This window comes from Parasphingomonas frigoris (assembly GCF_036663815.1).
In the GTDB taxonomy this organism is placed as follows: domain Bacteria; phylum Pseudomonadota; class Alphaproteobacteria; order Sphingomonadales; family Sphingomonadaceae; genus Sphingomonas.
On sequence record NZ_JAXOJQ010000002.1, the window covers coordinates 672488 to 689481 of the forward strand.

Below are 16994 nucleotides of genomic sequence, written 5' to 3' on the forward strand. Positions count from 1 at the left end.
CTCTCCCTCTCCCCGCTTGCGGGGAGAGGGCAAGCGAGCGAAGCGACGCGCGGGAGAGGGGCAGTGCGGCGCGCTCTCAGTACAGCCCCTCTCCCCGACCCTCTCCCCGCAAGCGGGGAGAGGGAGAAGAAGGAAGAAAAATGGACACCACCACCCTGTTCCGCCTCGACGGACGCATAGCGCTCGTTACCGGGGGCTCGCGCGGCATCGGCAAGATGATCGCGGCCGGCTTCATCGCGCAAGGCGCGACCGTCTACATTTCCGCGCGCAAGGCCGATGCCTGCTTCGAGACCGCCAAGGAGCTCGGCGAGAAGTGCATCGCGCTACCGCAGGACGTCTCGACCGTCGCCGGCTGCAAGGCGCTCGCCGCGCAACTGGCCGAGCATACCGACAGGCTCGACATCCTCGTCAACAATGCCGGCGCCGCTTGGGGCGAACCGTTCGAGCAGTTCCCCGAAAAGGGCTGGGACAAGGTGATGGACCTCAACGTCAAGTCGCCCTTCTTCCTGACGCAGGCGCTCCACGAACCGCTCAAGGCCGCCGCCAGCGCGGGACAACCCGCCAAGGTAATCAACATCACCTCGATCGACGGCCAGCGGCTCAACCCGTGGGAGACGTACAGCTATCAGGCGTCGAAGGCGGCGTTGATCTATCTTACCAAGCGGATGGCGGCGCGGCTCGTCACCGATCACATCAACGTCACCTCGATCGCGCCGGGCGCCTTTGCCAGCGAGATGAACAAGGCGGCGCGCGACCATGGCTCGGCGATCGCGCAGAGCATCCCGGCCAAGCGCATCGGCGTCGACGAGGACATGGCGGGCGCGGCGATCTATCTCGCATCGCGCGCCGGCGATTATGTGATCGGCGATACGATCACGGTCGATGGTGGCCTGGTGCATGCCGCGGTGGGGACGTCGATCGACGCGTAACACGTCGTCACCCCGGCCTTGTGCCGGGGTCCACCGTGCAGCACACACCTAGCCTCCGGCATGGATCGGTACGCTCGCAACCTGGTGGCCCCCGGCACAAGGCCGGGGTGACGGTCTGCCTACGTCGTTTCCTGCGGATGATGCGGCTGGAGGATCAGCACGCCATCCTCGACCCGCCACGATTTCAGCCGCGACAGGAAGTTCATCCCCACCACGTTCATCTCGCCGAACGCCGGCGACACCACCACCGGCAGATCGCGCGCGACGACGTTGCCGATCCGCAGCACCGGGACGGTCGCGGTCTGCGCGGTGACGTTGCCATTGGCGGTCTGCATCACCACCGGCATCAGCGAGTCGCTCGGCTCGATCCCGGCGGCGGCCGCAGTATCGGCCGAGATGGCAGTCACCGTCGCGCCGCTGTCGACCAGCATCCGCCGCTCGATCCCGCCGAGCTTCACGCGCACCCAGAAATGCCCGTCGGGCGCCATCGGCACGCGCATTTCCTTGCCGACGACCTGCTGCCCGCCGATCTGGAAGCGCTGCGCCATCCGCGCGAACATCGGGTCGAACTGCGCGCGCTCGAACACCAGCAGCGCGACCACGACGATCGCCCCGGTCGTCATCACGAACGACAGCAAGCGCCCGAACACCGGGATACGCCGCGCCAGCACCATGATCGCGATGACGCCCGCGACGAGCAGATAGAGCGGGCCTTGCGGGCCAAGATCGGGGAGATAGGTCACGATCAGGATATAATGCCGCGGCCCGCCTTTATGAAGGCTGACCGAAGCGGTGCGCTTACTCCATCGCGCCGAGCAGCCGATCGACGGTGGTCGTGGCGAAGGCGGTGAAATTGTCCGCCACCCCGTACGGCAGCAGGATGTCGCGCCCGACCGCCAGCGCACCGCAGCTGTACACCACGTTGGGCACATAGCCGTCGCGCTCGGCCGGGCTCGGCCGCAGGATCGGCTCGGGCGTGCGCGCGAGCAGCTTGGACGGGTCGGCCTTGTCGAGCAGGCACGCGCCGACGCAATAGTTGCGCACCGTGCCGACGCCGTGGGTGAACACCAGCCAGCCTTCGTCGATCTCGATCGGCGACCCGCAATTGCCCATCTGGACGAACTCCCACGGGTAGCGCGGGCTGACGATCTTGCCGCCGCCCTCCCAGTGGAGGATGTCGTCCGAGCGGTGCAGCCAGATGCTCTCGCTGTCCTGCCTTCCGAGCATGAGATATTGGCCTCCGACACGTCGCGGAAAGAGCGCCATGCCCTTCGCGCCCGCCGCGTCTCCGGTCAGCGCACGCATGATGAAGGTCTCCGAGCCATCGCCGGACAGCAATTCGGGGCGCGCTGCGGCGCCGCTATAGGCGGTGTAGGTGCCGTGATAGGCGATCGTGCCGTCGTCGTCGGTGAAGCGCACCAGGCGAAGATCCTCGATTCCCTGGCGCTGGCTTGGCAACACCGGAAACAGCACCGTCTCCGAAATCTCGCGGCTGCGGTCGACCCGCAACGTCACCACCGCACCGGCTTCGACGCTGGTTCCCTCGATGATCGGCGGCACGGCCACCGGGCTCGGCGGGTCGATCGTCAGATTGCCGCCGGGAACCCAGCTGCCGCTGCGGAACGCGACCGACGAGACATGGCCCTCGCCAATCCCACGGAGCGAAAGGACGAAGCGCACGCCGCCGTCCGGGGCGGCGGTCTGGTCGGGGGACAGCACCGCGCTGGGGTTGAACAGCGCGGCCGCCTCGTACGAGAATTCCTCACTGAAATAGGCGCCGATCAACCGCCGTTGCGCCGGCGTCGCGGTCGGATGGTCCGGAAGCATGGCGGCGATCTCGTCGTAGCGCCGCATAAGCATCGCATCGACGTCGCGATGCCGCTCGTCGAGCGAGTCGGTCACCAACGCCAGCTCGACCGCCAACGCGGCCTCGTCGAGCGTGAAGACCCGCTCGACGATGACCTCGGTGCGGCTGTGCCCTTCGACCCGAAACGCCGCAGGATATTCGAGCGCGAACGGGCGCACCACGGTGCGCGCCGGATCGGGGCGCAGCAGCACGTCGGCATGGTCGAGGATCGGGTGCAGGATCGTGTCGTGCGCCATTGCGGGATCGGATGACGCTGACCACGAGGGTGCGGCTTGGAGATTGTGCTGGCCGTCCGGCATCCTGGTTCCTTCGATAGTGGCTGACACGCCCGCGCCGCTCAACGACCGAGGCCGGTGGACGATCCGCCGATCACGCTTTGTAACGTCGGACTTAGGGTTTGGCGCGGGTCGATCGCGCCGGCCCCGGCCCGACATGGTGCGCGACGAGGAATTGCGCGAAGATCTGCCGCAATGCCTGGTTGGTGATCCCATCATAGCGCGTGTTGAAATCGTGCCCCGAATAGGGAAACAGGATGTGGCGTACGTTGAGGCCGGCGGCGGTCGCACGCCGCGTGAACTCGCGCGCCGCCGCGGGCGGCAGCAGCGGATCGGCCGCGCCGCCAAGGATCAGCGTCGGCGGATTGCTCGGATATTGCTTTGGCCGCAGGTCGACCGCGGCATAGCGTTCGGGAAACTGCTCGGGCGGGCCGCCGAGGAAGCGCGTGAGATAGGAGCGCTGCAGCGGCTGCAATTCGCCCGGATTGTACCACGATCCGAACGCATCGATCAGCGGCACCTTGACCGCCACCGCGGCGACGTGCGGCATCTTGCCGCCGCAGCGCGGCTCGCCCTCCTTCGCGTCGATCGCATAAGCGGCCGACATGGCGAGCGTCCCGCCGGCCGAACCGCCGATCAGCGCGAGCCGGTCGAGATCGATTCCGAGCGCGCCGGCATGCGCCGCGGTCCAGACGAGCGCGCACTCGACATCGCCACTCGCGAGGTTCCAGGTCGGCCGGTCGTCGCGGGCGAGCCGATAATCGATACTGATCACGGTCCACCCCTGGTCGGCATACCAGCGCAGATTGGCCGCGCCGAAGCTGCGGCTACCCTCGAAGAAACCGCCGCCATGGACGTTGACGATCACCGGGCTGAGGCCATTGGCGGCGGCCTTGCGCGCGCGATAGACGTCGAGCCAAAGCGCCTCGCCCTGCGGGCGCGAATAGACGTGGCTCTCGTCGGGCTGCGCGCCGGTGCTGAATTCGCGCACCGACAAGGCGCGCACGACATCGATCCGCGCGCCGTTGCTCTGCGCGACATAGAGCAAATGCAGGATCACCGCCGCAGTCGTCAGCGTCGCGGTCGCGCCGATCACGATCAGCGCGAGGGCAAGCCGGGTCTTGCCGTTCGCATAGGCCAGCAGCCCTATCATGAGTCCGACGAACGACCACAGAAACAGCCACGTGGCGTCGTTGGGGACGACGCTCACCGCATAGATGCGCAGCCACGGAACGATCGGGGCGATCGCCGAAAGCAGGATGACGAAGCACGGCAGGATCATCAGCCAGGCGATCGTCATCGCGCCGCTGCGCAACAGCGGAAGCAGGCGCGGCATCACGCGCCTCCGGTGGCGGCGTCGCCATTCGGCGCCGCCGTTCCGCGAGGGCGCGGTCCACGGGGGTTGATGCCGAGCACGAACGCCAGCGGGGCGATCCGTGCCGCCAACAGCCACGCCAGCAGGATCAGCGCAAACGCCAAAGCGAGCAAGGACCCGCCCGACATCCCCAGCGAGATCCACAGCGCGAAGGCGAGCGGGTGCCAGAGATAGAAAAACAGGCTGTCGCGGCCGACCGGAACGATCAAGGGCAGCGACAGGGCCGATTGGCGGAGCCACGGGAACAGGCCGATGACCGGCATACACATCACCAAGGCAGCCGCGACCTCGCCTGGGAGGGAGGGATGATCATAGAGCCGACACCACCATAACAGCCCGACAGACGCAAGCGCCAGCGACCACCAGCGACCGCGCGGATCGAACGGGCGTCGCGCCACCCATAGCCCCAGCACGAAATAGACCGGATAGATGAAGTAGCGCCGGTCGGGCATCCACAGCGCGAACGGCGCGACCGCATGGCCCGCGCCGAGCAGATACATCGCGGCAATGCTGCCGGGCAGCGCGATCGCCAGCATTGCCGCCGGGCTCAATCCGCAGCCCCGCGTGATCAGGACGAAGCTCAGCAATACCGGCACGAACCAGAGATGGAAGGGCGGTTGCGCGACGATGCTCCACGGCGCGAGCCAGTCGATCGCGTCGGTCAGCGTCAGCACGACCACGCACGCGGTCAGCCAAGGCAGGATCAGCCGCCGGTAATATTTGCCGAAGAACGCCGCAAGCGGGAGCGCGCGGGCCTGTTCGAGGTTGAACAGATAGCCGCTCAGTCCGATGAACAAGGGCATGCGAAAGCCGAGGCCGACCCAGGTCAGGAAGCTTTCGCGCTGCGTCAGCTCGGAGAAATGACCGAGGATCACCAGCACGACGAGCAGGCCGCGAAACAGGTCGATTCCGCCGCTGCGGTGCGCGCTCGTCTCCGCAATCGCAAGCTTCATCGCCGGCGTCCCCGCGCCACCCGATGTGCGCGCTAACCGTCTGACATACCTAGGTTAACGAAATCGCTACGGCGGGCGGGCCGACGCCGGTTCGTCGGTCGGCGCCGCCCGGCCTGCTCAGCGCGCGATGCCTCCGGCCGCCAGCACCGCGAGCGTCACCAGCTCGCTTGCCGTGCTCGTCATCGGCGCGATCTGCACCGACTTCTCCATGCCGATCAGCATCGGCCCGATCACCGCGTCGCCGCCGAGCTCGCGCAGCAGCTTGGCCGAGATGTTCGCCGATTGCAGCCCCGGCAGCACCAGCACGTTGGCCGGGCCCGACAGCCGCGCGAACGGGTAATTGGCGAGCTGCTTGGGGTTGAGCGCGACGTCGGGCGCCATCTCGCCCTCATATTCGAAGCTGACCTTGCGCGCATCGAGCACCTTCACCGCGGCGCGGATGTCGTCAAGCCAATTGCCCTCGGGATTGCCGAAGGTCGAATAGCTCAAGAACGCGACGCGCGGCTCGTGGCCCATCCGCTTGGCGACGAGCGCGGTGCCCTCGGCGATATCGGCGAGTTCCTCGGCATTGGGGCGTTCGTTGACGGTGGTGTCGGCCATGAACACGGTGTGGCTCTGCCCGACCATCAGATGGATGCCGAACGGCGTGCGCCCCGCCTCCGGATCGATCACGCGGCGGATCTCGCGCATCGTGTGCGCATAGGTACGCGTGATGCCGGTGATCATCGCATCAGCCTCGCCGAGCTGGAGCATCACCGCGCCGAAGATGTTGCGATCCTGGTTGATCATCCGCTCGCAATCGCGGCGCAGATAGCCGCGGCGCTGGAGGCGGCCATAGAGGAAGTCGACCATCCGCGGTACCAGCGGCGACTTGCGGCTGTTGTGCAATTCGTAGCTGTCGGGATCGGTGACGCCCAATGCGCGCAGCCGCTCGGGAACGTCGTCACGCCCGACCAGCACCGGCGTGCCGTAGCCGCCATCCTTGAACGCGATCGCCGCGCGCAGCACGACTTCCTCCTCGCCTTCGGCGAACAGCACGCGCTTGGGATGCGCCTTGGCGCCTTCATACGCCAGCGTCAGCACCGAGGTGGTCGGGTTGAGCCGTGCCTTCAATTTCTCGCGATACGCCTCGAGGTCGAGGATCGGCTTGGTCGCGACGCCCGAATCCATCGCCGCCTTGGCGACAGCGACCGGCACGATCTCCATCAGCCGCGGATCGAACGGCGCGGGGATGATGTAATCGGGACCGAAGGTGTGGCGCACGCCGTACGCCACGGCGACCTCCTCGGGTACCTGCTGGCGCGCGAGTGCCGCCAAGGCGTGCGCCGCGGCGAGTTTCATCTCGTCGTTGATCGTCGTCGCGCGCACGTCGAGCGCGCCGCGAAAAATGAACGGGAAGCACAGCACGTTGTTGATCTGGTTCGGATAATCCGAGCGCCCGGTGGCGATGATCGCGTCGGGGCGTGCCGCCTTGGCTTCGGGCGGGGTGATCTCGGGATCGGGATTGGCCATCGCGAAGATGATCGGCTTGGGCGCCATCTTCATCAGGTCGGCCGCCGGCAGCGCGCCCGCCGCCGAAACACCGATAAACACGTCGGCGCCGACCAGCGCCTCGGCGCGGGTGCGCGCGGAGGTGTTGACGGCATGCGCCGACTGCCACTGGTTGATGTCGTCGCGGCCCTGATAGATCACGCCGCCGAGATCGATCATCGTCAGATGGTCGTTGGGCAGGCCCATCGCCTTGATCAGTTCGGCACAGGCGATCGCCGCCGCGCCGGCGCCGTTCATCACCACCCGGGTGGTCTTGATGTCGCGGCCGGTCAGGAACAGCGCGTTGATCAGTCCGGCGGCGCAGATGATCGCGGTGCCGTGCTGGTCGTCATGGAAGACGGGGATGTTCATCTTCGCGCGCAGCGTCTGCTCGATGATGAAGCATTCGGGCGACTTGATATCCTCAAGGTTGATGCCGCCGAAGCTCGGTTCCATCAGTTCGATCGCGTCGATCAGCCGGTCCGGGTCCTCGGTCTTCAGCTCGATGTCGATCGCGTCGACATCGGCGAAGCGCTTGAACAGCACCGCCTTGCCTTCCATCACCGGCTTCGACGCGAGCGCGCCGAGATTGCCGAGCCCTAGGATCGCGGTGCCGTTCGAGATCACCGCGACGAGGTTGCCCTTGGCGGTGTAGTCGTACGCCAGGCTGGGATCGGCGGCGATCGCCAGTACCGGCACCGCAACACCGGGCGAATAGGCGAGCGCGAGGTCGCGCTGCGTCGCCATCGGCTTGGAGGCGATGATCTCGAGCTTGCCCGGACGACCCTCGGAATGGAACAGCAGCGCTTCGCGCTCGGAAAACTGAAGGTTCGAATCTTCGGACATGAACAACTCCTGTGGCGCCTGCCTTAGGCAGAGTCGGCCACAATGGGAACGCCCCTAATCGCAGCCACGGCGATCAAAGCCGCTTCAGGCGCTCCCGATGCGATCCAGAATCCGTGATGGCCACGCCGCTTTGGCCCTGTTGTCGCCCCTTGCCGAACCCGGGGGGTGCTTATCCAAGCAAAGCTACCGATGGTGGAACGCGCCACGCGCGGTCAGACAGGCGACCATGCGCGAGGCCGGGCCCTCGCGGTCGAACAGGCGCCTCTCAAGTTTTACAGGCAGCCGTCATATAAGTTCAACAAAAACCCGGATATTATTCGTAATTTCAACATGCTAACAAACGGGCATCGCGCCACTGGAGCCTTTATGCCCGCTCTTCACACTTCCGACCTTGCCCAATATGTCGAGGATGCAAAAAGCGCCCCTGGCGGGTATCAAAACCCCGATATCGTCGCGAAGTATGAGCCGATCGATCTCGTTTTTGAAACGAAGGTCGATCAAACGCTGTCCCCCTATTCCGACGCCTATTTCGAACAGCAGATGGCCCTCTATAGCGAGATCGCTGGTCGTCCCCTGGATCAAGGACTGGGGGAGCTCCATGGCGACGATATCGAGAGTCTCTACAAAGCGCCAAATCCCCTGGGAATCCAGGACTGTGCGCTCGCGGCGGAATATGTTCGCTCGATCTCGACGATGCTAGCGCTGGCATGCTTGAAGGATCGGCCGACGATCCTCGACATGGGTGCAGGCCACGGTCTCGGGTCAGAGGTGCTCGCTTATGCCAGTTGCGTGGTCCATGCGGTCGATATCGACGCCGATCTCGGACGCCTCAGCCGGGAGCGCAGCACGGTCCGGGACTTGGATATCACGCGTCTGGATCTCAATTTCGACGATCTCTCTACCCTCCCGGACAATCACTATGCCGGCGCCTTCTTCTCGCAGGCGCTCCATCATAATCTTCGTCCGTGGAAGCTGATTGCGGACCTCGCTACCAAGATTGATCCCGATGGCGTCATCGCGTTCGTCGGCGAGCCGATCCAGGCGATATGGTGGAAGCACTGGGGCATTCGCCTTGACCCCGTATCGCTCTTCGTAGCGCGCGCGAACGGTTGGTTCGAATCGGGCTGGTCGCACAGCTTCATTCGAGAGTGTTTCGAACGCAGCGGCTTCGCGCTGACCTTTTTGACCGGTGGCTATGACGGCGGCGAAATCGGCATCGCGACCCGCACCGAGCGAAAGCGTCAAGACGTGCTGGCCAAGGCCCGCCACCTCGGGTTTCACGAAGTCTATAAGACGGGAGCGATAGCGGTCGATCAGCAGTATCGCAGCACACTTGGCGCGCCGACGACGCTGTGTGGTCGACCGGCCTTTCGCCAAACACAAAGAGACGGTGGCGCGCTGGTTCATGGCCCTCGCACCAGCGTCGTCGCCGGTCGATATGAGGTTTCGCTGCTCGCCAAGCATGAAGCGTCGCGTTGGCATTTCGGCCCATCGGGGCATCTCACGGTCGATGTGGTCCATGGCGCTGGCGTCGAAAAGCTGTTTCGAACGCGCGTCCGCGCATACGGCTCGGGGAAGGTGCGGCTGCTACGCTATCAATTCGTGGCGGAGACCGATCCGCAAGACTTGGAAATTCGTGCGTTTCCGCATGGCGCATCGGATTGGACCGTGAGCATCCCGACGATTCGGCGGCTGGATGACGATTGAGGGTGTCTACCAAGCTCTCGGTTCGCGCACCGCTGCAGCGTGGCGGCGTCCGATTGCGTCTTCAAAACATCGCTATGCGCGGCCCGTTGGCGAGGACCGACCTGCGCGCGGCATGACGCGCCCAAATTTCTTCGCTACCGAGCAACAATGCCAGCCGCTCCCACCGCCTCTGCGCCCGCCACCCCCACCCCGATGATGGCGCAATATCTCGCGCTCAAGGCGGACGCGCGCGATTGCCTGCTGTTCTACCGGATGGGCGATTTCTTCGAGATGTTCTTCGAGGATGCCAAGATCGCCGCCGCCGTGCTCGACATCGCGCTGACCGCGCGCGGCGAGCATGACGGGGTGCCGATCCCGATGTGCGGCGTGCCGGTCCACGCCGCCGACGCCTACCTTGCACGGCTGATCAAGGCCGGGCACCGCGTCGCGATCGCCGAACAGACCGAGAGCCCGGCCGAGGCCAAGAAGCGGAGCGGCAAGACGCTCGTCTCGCGCGCGATCGTCCGCGTGGTGACGGCGGGGACGCTGACCGAGGAAGCGTTGCTCGATGCGCGCACCGCGAACTGGTGCGTCGCGATCGGTGAGGCGGCGGGCGGCGTCGCGGTCGCGGCCGCCGACATCTCGACCGGGCGGTTCGAATTGATCGAATGCGATGCCGCCAGTCTGGGCGCCGAACTCGCGCGGCTTTCGCCGGCCGAGACGATCGCGTCGGAAGCGACGGCGTTTGGCGAGGCCGCGACGATGCTGCGCCCCCGCGCCGATTTCGACAGCGGCCGCGGCGAGACAAGGCTCAAGGCGCTGTACGACGTCGCGACGCTCGACGGCTTCGGCCAGTTCGGCCGTGCCGCGCTCGCCGCAGCGGGCGGACTCGTCGCCTATCTCGACCATACCGCCAAGGGCGCGATCCCCTTCCTGCGCCCGCCACGCCTCGCCCAGACGACGCAGCAGATGGCGATCGACGCGGCGACGCGCGAAAGCCTCGAGCTCACGCAGACCACCACCGGCGCGCGCAAGGGGAGCCTGCTCGACGCGGTCGATCGCACCGTCACCGCCGCAGGCGCGCGCTTGCTCGCCGCCGACATCGGCGCGCCGCTGATGGATCGCGGCCGGATCGAGGCGCGGCTCGATCTGCTCACGCTGCTCGCCGAGGATTCGGGGTTGCGCGAGGCGTTGCGCGGCACGCTGCGCAGCATGGCCGATATCGGTCGCGCGCTGGGGCGCCTCGCCGCAGGGCGCGGGTCTCCGCGCGATCTCGGGCAGCTGCGCGACGGGCTCGACGGCGCGTGGCGGCTCGGCGAACGGCTCGGCACGATCGACCAGCCCCCGCCCCTGCTCGGCGAACTCGCCCCCGCGCTCCGCGGCCATGGCGCGCTGATCGACCTGCTGACGCGCGCGCTCGTCGCCTCGCCACCGATCGACGCCTCGGACGGCGGCTATATCGCGCCGGGCTATGACGCCGCGCTCGACGATCTGCGCGATGCGGGCGCAGGCGGCCGCCGCGCGATCGCCGCGCTCGAGGCGGACTTCCGCACGCGCACCGGCGTCACCGCGCTAAAGATCCGGCATAACGGCGTGCTCGGCTATCATATCGAGGTGCCCGCGCGCTTCGGCGATGCGCTGATGAAGCCTGAGACCGGCTTCACCCACCGCCAGACGATGGCGGGCGCGATCCGCTTCAACGCGCCCGAACTGCACGAGGTCGCGCTGAAGGTCACGCAGGCGGGCGCGCATGCGCTGGCGGCGGAAGCCGCGCATCTAGAGGATCTGATCGAGGCCGCGCTCGCCAAGCGTGAAGCGGTCGCCGCCACCGCCGACGCGCTCGCGCGCCTCGACGTTTCGGCGGGTCTTGCCGAGCGCGCGACCGAAGGGGGCTGGGCGCGCCCTGCCCTTGTTGACCATGCGTGTTTCGACATCGTCGGCGGGCGGCACCCGGTGGTCGAGGATGCGCTCGCCAAGCGTGGCGAGCGCTTCGTCGCCAACGACTGCCGCCTGTCGGAAGACTCGCGGCTGTGGCTCGTCACCGGGCCCAATATGGGCGGCAAGTCGACCTTCCTGCGCCAGAACGCCGCGATCGCTGTGCTCGCCCAGGCCGGCAGCTATGTCCCCGCCAGCGCCGCGACGCTCGGCCTCGTCGACCGACTGTTCAGCCGCGTCGGCGCGTCGGACAATCTCGCGCGCGGCCGATCGACCTTCATGGTCGAGATGGTCGAGACCGCCGCGATCCTCGCGCAGGCGACGCCGCGCAGCTTCGTGATCCTCGATGAAGTCGGCCGCGGCACATCGACTTACGACGGGCTGGCGATCGCCTGGGCGGTGGTCGAGGCGATCCACGAGGACAATCGCTGCCGCTGCCTGTTCGCGACGCATTATCACGAGCTGACGCGGCTCGCCGAGCGCTGCGACGCGCTGACGCTCCACCACGTCCGCGCGCGCGAATGGAAGGGCGAGCTCGTCCTGCTCCACGAAGTGTCCGAAGGCCCGGCTGATCGCAGCTACGGCCTAGCGGTCGCGCGGCTCGCCGGGCTGCCGCCCGCGACGATCGCACGCGCCAAGGCGGTGCTGAGCAAGCTCGAGGCCGGCCGCGCCAAGACCGGCGGACTCGCTGCCGGGCTCGACGACCTGCCGCTGTTCGCCGCCGCGATCGAGGTCGCCGAGGAGCAATGCGACGCGATCCGCGCCGAGGTCGAGACGCTCGACGTCGACGCGCTGACCCCGCGCGAGGCGCTCGAGACGCTCTACCGGCTCAAGGCGCTCGCGCGCGAGTGACGCGCGATCGCCGCGCCTAGCGCCGGCTTGCCATCGCCCGATCGCGTGCCGGATCGGTGATGACGATCCCCTCCTTCACCCAACCCGCCCGCGAACGACATGGGTCGGGGGGGCTCTGCGGCCGCGGATCGGCTGGCGCCGGATCGGCGAAGACGCGCAGACAATAACGGTCAGACCGCGGCTGATAGCTGACCCGATAGGTGTCGGTGATCGTCCTGCGGTGCGGCGCCACGCTCGTGGTCGGGTCGGCCGCCGAAACGAGGATCAGCGCAACGAGCGGAAAGGATAGCGGCATGGCGGGCTCCCGGAATGATCTGGCAGCGGTCGATCCGATGCCATGGGCCCCCATGCGAGAAGTGTGCCATTTGCATAATACACCGCCCTGCCCTCGTGCGGCGCATCCGGTCGATCGGCGGTCAACGGAATTTCCGCCACTTCATGGCGCAGCGCGCCAGTTCGGAGCCAGCGGACGATCCCGCCAAAGACAAACGTCAGCCCGCTTGGAACATTTCCAGTCAAACGGCGGTTGTGCTCCCAGGTTTAAACGGGAGAGTTACAATGGCTGAGTATCGCGACACCACCGACCGTGTTTATGTCGAGAAGAAGAGCAACACCGGGATGGTCGTCGGTGGCATCATCGTCCTCGCGCTTGTCGTGGTCGGGATTTTGTTCGCGACCGGCTTCTGGAGCGCGGATGTCAAGGGTGGCGAGCTCCCCAAGATCAATGTCAGCGCCAAGGAAGGCGCGCTTCCCGATGTCGACGTGAAGTCGAAGGAAGTGGTCGTCGGCACGAAGAAGACCACGGTCGACGTGCCCACCGTTGGCGTCAAGGACGACGACAAGTAAGCCGACCACGCCTAATCATCGTACGATGCCGAACGCCCCGCCAGCAATGGCGGGGCGTTTTCGGTTGCGACGATCGCTCGGTCACGGCGCAGCATTCGCCCGCGTGGACGCGGATGCCCGAACCCCCTATCTGCGGCGAATGGCCTCCCGCTTCGAATCCGTCCCGCAGCGCCGTGCGATCATCGACCGGCGCAGTCTTGCCGATGCGCTTACCGCACTCGAAGGCGACAAGGCCGCCTTGCGTGCACAGGGCACCACGCTGCTCAAGGCAGCGCTCGATGCCGGTCGCGAAGAGATCGCCCGCCGCCTGATCGAACATCCCTCGCGCGGGCTCGAAATCGCCGCGAGCCAGGCGTTCCTGACCGACCAGCTGCTCCGGCTGCTCTACGATTTCACGATCCAGCGGCTCTATCCCAACGGCAATCCGACCGCGGCCGAGCGGATCACCGTCATCGCGGTAGGCGGCTATGGCCGCGGCGAAATGGCCCCCTATTCGGATGTCGACGTCGGCTTTCTCACGCCGTGGAAGCAGACCGGCTGGACCGAGCAGGTCATCGAGACGATGCTTTATGCCTTGTGGGATCTCGGCATGAAGGTCGGCCACTCCAGCCGCTCGCTCGACGAGATGGTGCGCCAGGCCAAGAGCGACGTGACGATCCGCACCGCCTTGCTCGAGGCGCGCTTCGTATGGGGCGACATGGCCTTGTACGAAGAGGCGGCGCGGCGCTTCAAGAGCGAGGTACAGGCCGACACCGCGCGGCAGTTCATCGCCGACAAGCTCGTCGAGCGCGACGTGCGCCATCGCAAGATGGGCGACACGCGCTATGTCGTCGAGCCGAACGTCAAGGAAGCCAAGGGCGGCTTGCGCGATCTGCACACGCTCTTCTGGATCGGCAAATATGCCTATAACGTCAGTGAGCCCGCGCAGCTGGTCGAGGCCGGGCTGCTCAGCCGTGACGAATATCGCCAGTTCCACCGCGCCGAAAACTTCCTGTGGGCGGTGCGGTGCCACCTCCACGCCATTTCGGGCCGCGCCGAGGATCGGCTGACGTTCGACCTCCAGCGCGAGATTGCCGAGCGGATGCGCTTTGCCGACCGCCCCGGCAAATCGAAGGTCGAGCGCTTCATGCAATTCTACTTCCTGCAGGCGCGCACCGCGGGCGACCTCACCGGTGTGTTCCTCGCGCATCTCGACGAGAAGTTCGCCGCGCGCGGGCGGCGGTTTGGCCTGCCGGTGCTGCGGCGCTCACCGCGCAAGCTCAACGGCTTCACCGTGATCCGCGGACGCCTCGCGATCCCGAACGACGGATTTCTGGCGGAAAAGCCGACGCGGCTGCTCGAGATGTTCGCGCTCGCCGACAAGCATGGCCTCGAAATTCATCCGCTGACGATGCGCGCTGCGGCACGCGACGCGAAGCTCGCCGACGACATCCGCCAGGATCCGGTTGCCAACGCGCTGTTCCTCGACGTGCTGACCAGTCCGCGCGACCCCGAGACGGTGCTGCGCTGGATGAACGAAGCCGGCGTGTTCGGCCGCTTCGTTCCCGACTTCGGACGCGTCGTCGCGCAGATGCAGTTCGACATGTACCACCACTATACGGTCGACGAGCACACCATTCGCGCGATCGGGCTGCTCTCGAAGATCGAGCATGGCGACCTCACGACCGACCATCCGCTGGCGTCGGCGCTGCTCCACCAGATCGTGTCGCGGCGCGCGCTCTATGTCGCGGTGTTGCTCCACGATATCGCCAAGGGGCGCGGCGGCGACCATTCGGTGCTCGGCGCCGAAGTCGCGCATCGCCTCTGCCCGCGCTTCGGGCTCAGCCCGGCCGAAACCGAGACGGTCGCCTGGCTGGTGCGCTTCCACCTGCTGATGTCGGCGACCGCCTTCAAACGCGACCTGTCGGACTTCAAGACGATCCTCGACTTCACCGAGGTCGTGCAGAGCCCCGAGCGACTGCGCCTGCTGCTGGTGCTGACCGTGGTCGACATCCGCGCGGTCGGCCCCGGCGTATGGAACGGCTGGAAGCGGCAATTGCTCTCGACGCTCTACGAATTCGCCGAGGAAGTGCTGCGGCTCGGGCACAAGCAGAAGGGGCGGAGCGAGCGCGTCGCGGTCAAGCAGGAAGCGCTCCGGGAGCTCCTGGGCTGGCAGCCCGCGCAGTTCGACGCGCTGGTCCGCCGCCTGCCCGAACCCTATTGGGTGGCCGAGCCCGAAGACGTCATCGCGCGCAATGCCCGTCTGGTGGCCGAGGCCGGCGACGCGCAACTGTCGATCGCCGCGCAAGTCTATCCCGAACGCGGCGCGACGCTGGTGACGATCTACGCCGCCGACCATCCCGGCCTGTTCTACCGCATCGCCGGCGCGATCAGCGTGGCGGGCGGCAACATCATCGACGCGCGGATCCACACCACGCGCGACGGCATGGCGCTCGACAATTTCCTCGTCCAGGATCCGTTCGGCCGTCCATTCGACGAGGCGACGCAGTTGGAGCGGCTCAAGCAGTCGATCGAGGATGCGCTCGCCAATCGCGGCAAGATGATCGACCGGCTGATGGCCAAACCCCTCCCCCGCCCGCGCGCCGAAGCCTTCGCGATCGCGCCCAACGTGCTGATCGACAACAAGGCGTCGAACCGTTTTACGGTGATCGAGGTCAACGCCCGCGACCGGCCGGCGCTGCTCCACCAGTTGGCCTACACGCTGTTCCAGTCGCGTGTGACGATCCATTCGGCGCATGTCGCGACCTATGGCGAGCGCGCGGTCGACACTTTCTACCTGACCGACCTGACCGGCGACAAGATCGCCGCTTCGACGCGGCTCAAGACGATCGAGCGCCGGCTGCTCGCCGCCGCCGCGGGCGAACGGATGGCCGACGCGGCATGAGCGCTGCGCCACAGATCCTGGTCGATGGCGACGCCTGCCCGGTCAAGGACGAGATCTACCGCGTCGCATACCGCGTCGAGGTGCCGGTGATCGTCGTCAGCAATGCGCATTTTCGCATTCCTGTGCACCCGCTGATCAGCCGGATCGTGGTCGACGCTGGGTTCGATGCCGCCGACGACTGGATCGCCGACCATGCGCACGACGCCAGCGTGGTGGTGACCGCCGACATCCTGCTTGCCGACCGCTGCCTCAAGGCCGGCGCGGTGGTGATCGGCCCGACCGGCAAGAGCTTCACGACGAGTTCGATCGGCAGTGCGATTGCCGTGCGCGCGATCATGGCCGATCTGCGCGCGGGCGGCGAGCAGACCGGCGGACCGGCGCCGTTCCGCAAGGAGGATCGATCGCGCTTCCTGTCGGCGCTCGATCTGGCGCTGGCGCGCTTGCTCCGCGCACGCTGAAACGTCGGGCGCGAGCGCGTAAGCCAACCCACGTCTCGTAAATATCTGCTATAGCACCGATTCTCGCCCGCTTCTCGCGGCGCCGCAGGAAAGGAACGATCGATGCCAGTAGTTGGAATTGGTGGCCTGTTTTTCCGCAGCAAGGATCCGGACGCGTTGTCCGAATGGTATCGCAAGCATCTCGGAATCGGCGCGGGCTGTGTCTCGGTCGAAGGCGAGGCGCCCGACGAATGGGCGTGGCAGGCCCAGGGCGGCCCGGTGGTGTTCGCCCCGTTCAAGGACGACACCGATTATTTCACGCGCGACAAACCCTATATGCTCAACCTGCGTGTGCGCGATCTCGAAGGGCTGACGATCAGCCTCGACCTCGCGGGGATCGAAGTGATCACCAACGACGATTGGAACGACCCGGCGGTCGGCCGTTTCGTGCGGATCCACGATCCGGAGGGCAATCCGATCGAGTTGTGGGAGCCGACGCCGCCGGTCGACCAGCCAGCGCCCTGACTTCTGGCCGATCGACACAGGAAAAAGGCCCGCCGCTCGCGACCGAGCGACGGG

13 protein-coding genes are annotated in these 16994 nt (G+C 66.7%); 7 read left to right on the forward strand and 6 right to left on the reverse strand.

Annotated features, from left to right (window positions below; all coding sequences use genetic code 11):
* Positions 1 to 140 precede the first annotated feature (140 nt).
* Entirely contained in the window at positions 141 to 929 is a 789-nt protein-coding gene (locus U1872_RS08615; protein ID WP_332792470.1) for an SDR family oxidoreductase, read from the forward strand.
* A 119-nt stretch (positions 930 to 1048) separates the two neighbouring features.
* Here U1872_RS08615 and U1872_RS08620 read toward each other — a convergent pair whose 3' ends face one another.
* From U1872_RS08620 to U1872_RS08640, 5 genes are all read right to left on the reverse strand, one after another.
* Positions 1049 to 1672, reverse strand: a complete 624-nt coding sequence (locus U1872_RS08620) for a retropepsin-like aspartic protease family protein (RefSeq protein ID WP_332792471.1) — start codon at positions 1670 to 1672, stop codon at positions 1049 to 1051.
* Between the two features lie 55 nt (positions 1673 to 1727).
* On the reverse strand, positions 1728 to 3032 hold the full coding sequence (locus U1872_RS08625; protein ID WP_332792783.1) for a glycoside hydrolase family 130 protein: 1305 nt from the start codon (positions 3030 to 3032) through the stop codon (positions 1728 to 1730).
* A gap of 154 nt (positions 3033 to 3186) precedes the next feature.
* Positions 3187 to 4407: an alpha/beta fold hydrolase gene (locus tag U1872_RS08630; protein ID WP_332792472.1), complete on the reverse strand. Its 1221-nt coding sequence runs from the start codon at positions 4405 to 4407 to the stop codon at positions 3187 to 3189.
* Positions 4407 to 5399: an acyltransferase family protein gene (locus tag U1872_RS08635; RefSeq protein ID WP_332792473.1), complete on the reverse strand. Its 993-nt coding sequence runs from the start codon at positions 5397 to 5399 to the stop codon at positions 4407 to 4409. Before U1872_RS08635 ends, U1872_RS08630 begins: the two co-directional genes overlap by 1 nt.
* A gap of 117 nt (positions 5400 to 5516) precedes the next feature.
* Complete coding sequence (locus U1872_RS08640) at positions 5517 to 7775, reverse strand: NADP-dependent malic enzyme (RefSeq protein ID WP_332792474.1); 2259 nt, start codon at positions 7773 to 7775, stop codon at positions 5517 to 5519.
* Between the two features lie 189 nt (positions 7776 to 7964).
* On the opposite strand from U1872_RS08640, the gene U1872_RS08645 reads away from it, so the two are divergent.
* Both U1872_RS08645 and mutS read left to right on the forward strand, forming a co-directional pair.
* Positions 7965 to 9482 carry a class I SAM-dependent methyltransferase gene (locus tag U1872_RS08645; RefSeq protein WP_332792475.1) on the forward strand — a complete coding sequence of 506 codons (1518 nt, stop codon included), beginning with the start codon at positions 7965 to 7967 and terminating at the stop codon, positions 9480 to 9482.
* A 192-nt stretch (positions 9483 to 9674) separates the two neighbouring features.
* Positions 9675 to 12248 carry a DNA mismatch repair protein MutS gene (mutS, locus tag U1872_RS08650; protein WP_332792784.1) on the forward strand — a complete coding sequence of 858 codons (2574 nt, stop codon included), beginning with the start codon at positions 9675 to 9677 and terminating at the stop codon, positions 12246 to 12248.
* Positions 12249 to 12264: 16 nt separating this feature from the next.
* Here the strand turns inward: mutS and U1872_RS08655 are convergent, their stop codons facing one another.
* Positions 12265 to 12543: a hypothetical protein gene (locus tag U1872_RS08655; RefSeq protein WP_332792476.1), complete on the reverse strand. Its 279-nt coding sequence runs from the start codon at positions 12541 to 12543 to the stop codon at positions 12265 to 12267.
* Positions 12544 to 12806: 263 nt separating this feature from the next.
* Between U1872_RS08655 and U1872_RS08660 the strand changes: the two genes are divergently transcribed.
* From U1872_RS08660 to U1872_RS08675, 4 genes are all read left to right on the forward strand, one after another.
* Entirely contained in the window at positions 12807 to 13094 is a 288-nt protein-coding gene (locus U1872_RS08660; RefSeq protein WP_332792477.1) for a hypothetical protein, read from the forward strand.
* Between the two features lie 139 nt (positions 13095 to 13233).
* The gene (locus tag U1872_RS08665; RefSeq protein WP_332792478.1) at positions 13234 to 15978 is read left to right on the forward strand and encodes a [protein-PII] uridylyltransferase; all 2745 of its coding nucleotides are present in this window, start codon (positions 13234 to 13236) and stop codon (positions 15976 to 15978) included.
* Entirely contained in the window at positions 15975 to 16436 is a 462-nt protein-coding gene (locus U1872_RS08670; RefSeq protein ID WP_332792479.1) for a YaiI/YqxD family protein, read from the forward strand. The genes U1872_RS08665 and U1872_RS08670 overlap by 4 nt, the downstream gene beginning before the upstream one ends.
* Positions 16437 to 16538: 102 nt before the next feature.
* Positions 16539 to 16940, forward strand: a complete 402-nt coding sequence (locus tag U1872_RS08675; RefSeq protein WP_332792480.1) for a VOC family protein — start codon at positions 16539 to 16541, stop codon at positions 16938 to 16940.
* The last annotated feature ends 54 nt before the right edge of the window (positions 16941 to 16994 follow it).